At 53.6% G+C, this 7,967-nt stretch carries 7 protein-coding genes; 4 read left to right on the top strand and 3 right to left on the bottom strand.

Features of this window, described 5'->3' with window-relative positions:
- The 4 genes from ABJQ89_RS17620 to ABJQ89_RS17605 all read left to right on the top strand — a co-directional run.
- A partial coding sequence (locus tag ABJQ89_RS17620; protein WP_348497464.1) for an FAD-dependent oxidoreductase occupies nt 1-2,330 on the top strand: 2,330 nt, incomplete at its 5' end.
- Between the two features lie 94 nt (nt 2,331-2,424).
- Nucleotides 2,425-3,456, top strand: a complete 1,032-nt coding sequence (locus tag ABJQ89_RS17615; protein ID WP_348497463.1) for a TRAP transporter substrate-binding protein — start codon at nt 2,425-2,427, stop codon at nt 3,454-3,456.
- Nucleotides 3,457-3,505: 49 nt separating this feature from the next.
- Complete coding sequence (locus tag ABJQ89_RS17610) at nt 3,506-4,144, top strand: TRAP transporter small permease subunit (RefSeq protein ID WP_348497462.1); 639 nt, start codon at nt 3,506-3,508, stop codon at nt 4,142-4,144.
- Complete coding sequence (locus ABJQ89_RS17605) at nt 4,144-5,481, top strand: TRAP transporter large permease (protein ID WP_348497461.1); 1,338 nt, start codon at nt 4,144-4,146, stop codon at nt 5,479-5,481. Before ABJQ89_RS17610 ends, ABJQ89_RS17605 begins: the two co-directional genes overlap by 1 nt.
- A 6-nt stretch (nt 5,482-5,487) precedes the next feature.
- On the opposite strand, the gene ABJQ89_RS17600 is transcribed toward ABJQ89_RS17605, so the two are convergent.
- From ABJQ89_RS17600 to kduI, 3 genes are all read right to left on the bottom strand, one after another.
- The gene (locus ABJQ89_RS17600; RefSeq protein WP_348497460.1) at nt 5,488-6,423 is read right to left on the bottom strand and encodes a carbohydrate kinase; all 936 of its coding nucleotides are present in this window, start codon (nt 6,421-6,423) and stop codon (nt 5,488-5,490) included.
- Nucleotides 6,424-6,562: 139 nt separating this feature from the next.
- Nucleotides 6,563-7,306 (bottom strand): 2-dehydro-3-deoxy-D-gluconate 5-dehydrogenase KduD, encoded by a 744-nt coding sequence (gene kduD / locus ABJQ89_RS17595; protein WP_348497459.1) that lies wholly within the window; start codon nt 7,304-7,306, stop codon nt 6,563-6,565.
- Nucleotides 7,303-7,967 (bottom strand): 5-dehydro-4-deoxy-D-glucuronate isomerase (gene kduI / locus ABJQ89_RS17590; RefSeq protein ID WP_348497458.1); only part of this gene is annotated, 665 nt, incomplete at its 5' end. The genes kduD and kduI, both read right to left, overlap by 4 nt.

The following is a 7,967-nucleotide window of genomic DNA, read 5'->3' as shown; positions in this document are numbered from 1 at the left end:
GCAATGAACTGACGTCAGGAACGACATGGCATTCCGCTGCGCAAGTGACGAACTTTGGTATGAACCAAACGATGGTTGGCCTGAAAACGCATTCCATCAACCTCTATAAAGAGCTGCGCGACGATCCTGAGTATCCAGTCGGCTATAACCATGGCGATGGTGGCATTCGCCTTGCGAACACCGAGGCGCAAATGGAAGGGTATCGTCATTTCCGCTCTATGGCGAAGGGGATGGGCGTAGAATACGAGGTGCTGGATGCGGAAGAATGCGCGCGTCGTCACCCACTTATTTCGACAGACAACCTGCTCGGTGGTCTCTGGGACGGCGAAGACGGGCACATCGATCCCGCGCAATTGTGTGGGGCTTTGTCGTATCGTGCACGAAAAGCTGGGGCAGAAGTTTACCGCAACACGGCCGTGACGTCGTTGACCCAGCATAAGGATGACACTTGGACCGTTCACACAGACAAGGGTGATATCGATTGCGAAATCGTTGTGAACGCCTGTGGTTACCGCGTGAACGAAGTCGGCGCGATGATGGGTGTGCATCACCCTGTCATGTCGATGGAGCATCAGTATTTCATCACCGAGGACATTCCAGAGGTGGTGAATGCAGGTCAGCGTATTCCGCTGCTACGTTGCCCGATTAGTGATTACTATTCCCGTCAGGAAAAAGGGGGCCTGTTGGTCGGCTTCTATGAGCAGGACTGCAAAACATGGGGCATGGACGGCGTCGATCCCAATTTCGTCAACGCCTTGTGCCCTGACGATCTCGATCGCGTGATGGATGTTCTTGAAGGTGCGTTTGAACGTATGCCTGCGCTGACCGAAGTTGGCATTAAGACCATCGTCAACGGCCCGATTACTTATACCATCGATGGCGCGCCGCTGGTCGGTCCCATCCCGAACAAGCGCAACGCGTTTTGCATTATCGGTCTGCGCGCAGGGCTTGGTGAAGGTGGCGGACACGGCTGGCTCTTGGCGCAGCAGATTGTGCATGGTGAAGCGCAGTATGACACGTGGTGCATCGACCCGCGTCGATTTGCAGGACACACGAATGTGGAATTGACGTCCTTGTTGGCCATTGAGGACTATCAGAACGAGTTTCGTTTCCACTTCCCCAATGAACAACGCCCTGCAGGTCGCATGGCCAAAACAACCTCACTGACACCTGTTTTGGCGGCAGAAGGGGCTGAGTTTACGGTTGTGAATGGCTGGGAACGTGCCGAGTTCTACAAGCCGACACCAGACTTTCATGTCACGCATGGCTTTAAGTTTGACGAGAGCTTTGACGTAGTTGCCGCAGAAGTCGACGCTGTTCAAAATGCCGTCGGCCTTTGCGAGGTAAATGGCTTCAACCGGTTCGAAATCACGGGCGCCGATGCGCATGATTTCTTGGATCGCATGATGTGTGGACGTATCACGCGCAAAGCGGGGCGCGTGGGGCTGTCCTATTTGTTGAACCACCACGGCATGCTCAAGGGCGAAGCAACGCTTGCGAATATTCCAGCATCTGATCGCGGTCCTGATCGTGTCTGGTATGGCTCTGCCGCTGCGTCTGAGTTGCATGATATGGATTGGCTCCAAAGCCACCTAACAGCGGATGAAGACGTTCAAATTCGCTCTCTGACCAATGATCAAACGATCCTCGTCGTGGCCGGTCCAAAGGCGCGCGATGTTCTTCAAGCGGTGAGCCGTGAGGATTGGTCCAAAGACGCCTTCCCTTGGTTGTCGGTGCGCGAATGCTTCATTGGGATCGCTCCTGCAACTGTTCTTGCGGTAAGTTTTTCTGGCGAGTTGGCCTATGAAATTCATGTCCCGAACGCATCGCTTTATTCGGCCTATCTGTCTTTGCGCGCGGCAGGCGAAGCGCATGGGATGAAGCTGTTTGGTGGCCTTGCGGTAGATAGTATGCGTCTGGAGAAAGGATATCTGCATTGGAAAGCCGATATTCTTACGGAATTTGACCCGTTTGAGACGAATTTGAACCGTTTCGTGAAAATGGACAAAGAAGATTTCGTTGGCAAAGACGCCTTGCTCGCGCGGCAACAAAAAGGGCCGAATGTGAAATTGGTCACCATGGCGCTCGAAAGTACCGACGCAGCGGCGCACGGTGGATCATCTGTCATGGACAGTGGCCGCGTTGTTGGAACAGTAACCTCAGGGGGCTGGGGATATCGCACCGGTCTCAATCTTGCATATGCGTTTGTCGAGCCAGCGTTTGCGGATCTAGGAACTGTCGTTTCAATTGACGTTCTGGGGCAAATGGTTCAGGCAAAGGTCATAGATGCGAACATCTATGATCCGAGTTACGAGCGGGTTAAGAGCTGATTTTGACGCGTATTCAACGATAAGCGTCCTATTTGCGGCCCTCAAGTGGCCGCAAATGCGGTTTCTTCCCGTGAACTTAAGGGAGACTGCTAGAATGCGCCTAACTAAATCACCATTGCTCAAGACAACTTTGGGTGCGCTTGCACTGCTTTGCACCGCTGCGACCGCACAGGCACAGGATGTGACGATCCGCGTCCATCACTTCATGTCGCAAAAAGCGCCTTTGCATGGAAAAGTTCTGGTTCCGTTTGCTGCGCGCATCGCCGAAGCGAGTGATGGGCGTATCAAGATCGAGTTGTTCGACAGCATGTCCCTCGGTGGGCGCCCTGGCGATCTTTATGACCAAGCCGCAGATGGGGCTGTTGAGGCAGTTTTGACATTGCCCGGCTACACATCTGGTCGATTCAATCAAGCGGAAGTATTTGAGCTACCGTTCATGATGTCTGACCATGTCGCGACGTCCAAGGCCTTCTACGACCTCGTTGAAAGCGACCTGCAGGATGGCGAATTCGAGGAAACAAAGATCCTCGCAGCTTGGGTGCACGGACCCGGTGTAATCCACTCCAAAGACCCGATTGCGAAACTTGAAGACTTAGCGGGCCAGGAAATGCGTGGACCTACACGCCTAGTCACAGATTTGCTGGGTGAATTGGGCGCAACGCCGGTTGGCATGCCCTTGCCGAAGATTCCCGAGAATATTTCAAAGGGTGTGATCAGCGGAACGGTTGTCCCTTGGGAAGTGACACCGTCCATTCGCTTGTCTGAACTGGTGGGCAACCACACAGAACTCAGCGGTGATCGTTCGCTTTATACTGCGATCTTTGTTCTGGCGATGAACTGGGATATCTATGAAGAAATGCCCGACGACTTGCGCGCAATTCTGGATGCAGAAACGGGCAAATCGCTCTCTGTGATCGCGGCGACAGAGCAAGGGGCAGGCGATGCCTTTGGTCGCTCACTTGCCAAGGACAACAACATCATCACGCTGGATCAAGCTGAAGTTGACCGCTGGGTCGAGGCGTCTCAACCCGTCTATGAGCGTTGGATTGAGCGCGCTGAAGGTCTCGGGTTCGATGGCGCTGCTGCGATTGAAACGGCCAAAGGCCTGATCGAAGCGAACAACTAAGGTTGTTAAGGCCTGCTCTTCATAATGGAGAGCAGGTGGAACGGTCCCGATGATTTCATTTGAACGATTGGAAACTGCCTTGGTCCGCTTTTCGGCGGGCCTTGCTTTGTTTGGCGGTTTGGGCTTGCTGTTCGCGACCTGCGCGACCTGTCTCAGCATCCTTCTCAAACTCGGACGACGCAGCGCCGAGGCGCTGTTAGGGCCGGTCTGGGTCGAGGAACATTTGTCATGGCTTCGGCCAATCCTAGGAGAAGAAGAGCTAGTGACATATGGCGTTGGCTTTGCGCTGTTCGCAGCACTGCCGTGGGCCATGATCCAACGGGGGCACATCAAGATTGATCTGTTCGAACCCGTTCTAGGACAACGTTTCAACAGGTTTCTTGATCTACTCGGTGATCTGGCCTTGGCGGTTTTGGCTTATCTGATTTTGACGCGGCAATGGTTTTTGATCTTCAAAAAGGCGCGCGGCAGTAAAGAGCCTTTGGGCAATCTGCTCCTGCAAGGTGATTTTGAGCAAGCGGTAGGGCGTATGCGTACCGCGCAAGAATCTCAAATATTAGGTGTGCCGCTTTGGCCAACCTATGTTGTCGCTGAGCTTTGTGTGCTCGCGTTCTTCATCGTCGCGTGCTTTTGCGTTTGGCGCTCTGCGCGCGCGCTTCTTAGTCCTGCTCAGGTAGGACAAGCCTGATGGTCTTTGAATTCATCACGCCTTTTCAGCTTGGCCTGCTGAGCTTTCCCGTTCTTTTGCTTGTCATTGCTTTGCGGATTCCGCTGGCAGCATCGATGTTCGTGATCGGCTTGCTCGGGACCTATTTGGTCTCGGGAAATATACGCATGATGGATAGCCAGCTTAAGACCTTCACCTACGGCACGCTGACCAACTATTCTCTCTCGATCATTCCGCTGTTCCTGTTGATGAGCGAATTCGCCACGCGCGGCGGCATGTCTGCTGCGCTGTTTAACGCGGCTCAAGCATGGCTGGGGCATCGGCGTGGCGGCTTAGCTATGGCGGCAATTGGTGCCTCCGCTGGATTTGGCGCTGTCTGTGGATCATCGCTTGCGACGGCCTCTGCCATGGGCCGCGTCGCGCTACCGGAATTAGACAAAGCTGGTTATAGCGGAGCGCTGTCAACAGGCGCTCTTGCCGCAGGCGGTACTCTTGGCATTCTGATTCCGCCGTCGGTCGTTTTGGTGATCTACGCAATCCTCGCTGAAGAAAACATTGAGAAACTGTTCACTGCGGCCTTCATCCCAGGCTTGATTGCAATGTTGGGCTATATGGCGACAATCGCGATCTATGCGCGCGTCGTACCAAATAGCGTTGGTGTTGCGGCGCGGCTGGCGTACCGACAACGCTTTCGCGCGCTGTTTGCAGTTTGGCCTGTGATGTTGATCTTCGCATTGGTCATTGGCGGGATTTACACCGGAGCGTTTTCACCAACGGCTGCGGCGGCGGTGGGCGTAGCAGGAACCGCGCTGGTTGCTATCGCAAATCGCTCGCTCACTTTGAATGCGCTGAAAGAGTCGCTGCTTTCGACCGCAAAAACATCCGCGATGATCTTTTTCATTATCGTCTCAGCGGGTGTTTTTAACTCCTTCCTTTCTTCGGCTCAGGTGCCGCAAACATTGGCTGCCTTTTTCCTTGAGGCAGATGTCAGCCCATGGATGATCCTAATTGGAATGTTGTTAATGTATCTGCTGTTGGGAATGGTGATGGATTCCCTCGCGATGATCTTTCTGACGGTCCCAATCTTTGTGCCGATCATCACGCAATTGGACTTTGGCATTCCACCGAGCGAGGTGGGAATTTGGTTCGGTATCTTGGTGTTGATGTCCGCCGAAATTGGGCTGATCACACCGCCCGTTGGTCTAAATCTCTTTGTGATCAACAATATGTCCAAGAACGTCAGCATCGGCGAGACATACAAAGGGGCGCTGCCCTTTGTACTCTCTGATATTGTACGCATTGCGCTTTTGGTTGCCTTTCCGGCAATCACACTCGGTTTAGTGCGGTTGTTCTATTAAGCGCGCTTAAGCTTGCTCTAGCTCGTGCTTCCAAGGCGGGTTTGCACCTTTGCGCGACACGGTAATGCGTGCGGCGGCCATGCCATAGGCGAGAGCGGCTTTTGCGTCTGCTTCTGAAAGCTCTGCAATGGCGCTTTTGCTGAGCAGATTGTTTTCAGACAAGGACGCCAGAACGCCCGCATTGAATGTATCGCCTGCGCCGATTGTGTCGGAGTTGCTCAGATCGACAGGGATCGTTGGAACATGCACTTCATGGTTCGCGTGATAGGCCGTTGCGCCATCGCTGCCTTTAGTGATCAGCACCAATTTGACGCCTTTGGCCAGTAGACCTCGCGCAAGATCATCAATCTCGCCTTCGCCCTCAAGCCATTCCAAATCCTCATCGCTGAGCTTCAGGATGTCACTCGCGCCGATCATCCGCGTAAGGCGTGCGCGGAAGGCAGCCTCATCACGAACAAAGCTCGGGCGAATGTTAGGGTCGATCATCGTCACATAGGTGCTGGAGGCATCGACGATCATTTGCTCATAGGTTTCTGCGCAGGTGCCATAAGCGAGAGAAATTCCGCCAAAGAACAGGGCCTTCGTTTCCTTTGGCAGGGCGGGAACATCCGCTTGCGATAGGTTGCGCAGCGCCGTGTTCTCATCAAAGAAGGCGTATTTGGCTTGACCATTTTCAAGCTGAACGAAGGCCAGTGTCGTTTGATCATCGCTGATGGGGCAAAGGTCATAGCTAACGTGGCTCGCATCCAAATGCGCCTTGAGCTGCGCGCCGAACAGATCAGAGGACAAACCAGCAAAGAAACTGGAAGACACACCAAGGCGCCCGAGCGCCACTGCGGTATTCATCACCGCGCCGCCAGAATGAGGGACAAACACCGTTTGACCGTCGTCATCTTGGCCAGCGACCATATCAATCAGAGCTTCACCACAGTTCAAGATCATAGAACACGCCTTTGTCGAATGAGGCTATATGTTAGCGCTCACATTTTTGATTCAGTTGCGAATACCATCCTGTTTAGAACATTTCCAATGCTATTTGTGAGTGATCTTTGAATTAAGTTTAAGTTGGATGTCGGCGCCGTTAGCGCGCCAGCCAACCCCCATCCACATTCAGAACGGCACCGTGCACATAGCGTGCGGCAGGCGTGCAAAGATAAACAGCCGCGCCTGCAATATCAGAAGCTTGCCCCCAACGACCTGCTGGGATGCGATCAAGGATCGCTTTGTTGCGTTCTGGATCGTTGCGAAGCGCTTCGGTATTGTTGGTTTCGATATACCCGGGCGCGACTGCATTCACGTTAATGCCTTTTGCCGCCCATTCGTTGGCGAGAATTTTGGTTAAGCCCGCGACGCCATGTTTCGACGCGGTATAAGAAGGTACTCGAATGCCACCTTGGAACGACAAAAGCGAGGCAATATTGACCACAGCACCTTGGTCGTCACGGTTGAGGATCGCCTTCGCAAAGGCTTGGGTTGTGAAGAATAAAGCCTTGAGGTTAACGTCTATCACGTCGTCCCAATCAGCTTCGGTAAAATCGACCGCATCATCGCGGCGAATGATGCCAGCGTTGTTGATCAAAATGTCGATGTCGCCCTCGGCAAAGAGGGTCTGTCCCGCCATTGGATCGCTGAAATCTGTCAGCTTCGACTCCGCGGTGCCGCCAATCTCTTCGATAAGCGTTAGGGTTTCTTCGCAGTGCCGCCGTCCGACGCAAGTGACCTTTGCACCTGCTTGAGCGAGGCCAACTGCAATCGCTTGACCAATGCCCGTATTGGCGCCCGTCACCAGTGCATGACGCCCTTCAAGAGAGAATGGATTGCTCATCGCAAATCTCCCATCTCGACCATATCCATATCGGTAAAATCTACGTTATCGCCCGCCATTCCCCAACAGAATGTATATGCGCCGGTGCCCGCGCCGCTGTGGATCGACCATGGTGGGGAAATGACAGCTTCTTCATTCGCCATAACGAGATGCCGGGTTTCAGTTGGCTCGCCCATGAAATGGAAGACGCGTTGCTCCGCATCAACATTGAAGTAGAGGTAGGCCTCCATCCGGCGATCGTGCACATGCGCGGGCATCGTGTTCCAAATCGAGCCTTCTTCAAGTTGCGTATATCCCATGACGAGTTGGCAGCTCTTACACACGTCTGGATGCAAGAGTTGAAAAATCACGCGCTTATTGGCTTGCTCTTTGGAGCCGAGTTCAACGCGGTTCGCATCGCTCTGTCGAATATGTGTCGTCGGGTAGCTGTGATGCGCGGGCGCGGACAGGATGTAAAAGCGGCCCGCTCCAGAGAATTCGACGGGTCCTGAGCCCATGCCAATATAAAGGACCTCGCCATTGGCCAACTCGTAGGTTGTCCCATCTACAGTCACATTGCCCGTCTCTCCGATATTTAGAACACCCATTTCGCGGCGCTCTAGAAAGGATTCAGTTCCTGTTTGCGCCATTTTAGCAAGTGTTAGGGGATGATCGCTCGGCA

The sequence above is a fragment of the Planktotalea sp. genome (assembly GCF_039984035.1).
Classification (GTDB): Bacteria; Pseudomonadota; Alphaproteobacteria; order Rhodobacterales; family Rhodobacteraceae; genus Planktotalea.
Note: the sequence above shows the minus strand (reverse complement) of the source record. Positions and strands in the feature narration are given on the sequence as shown.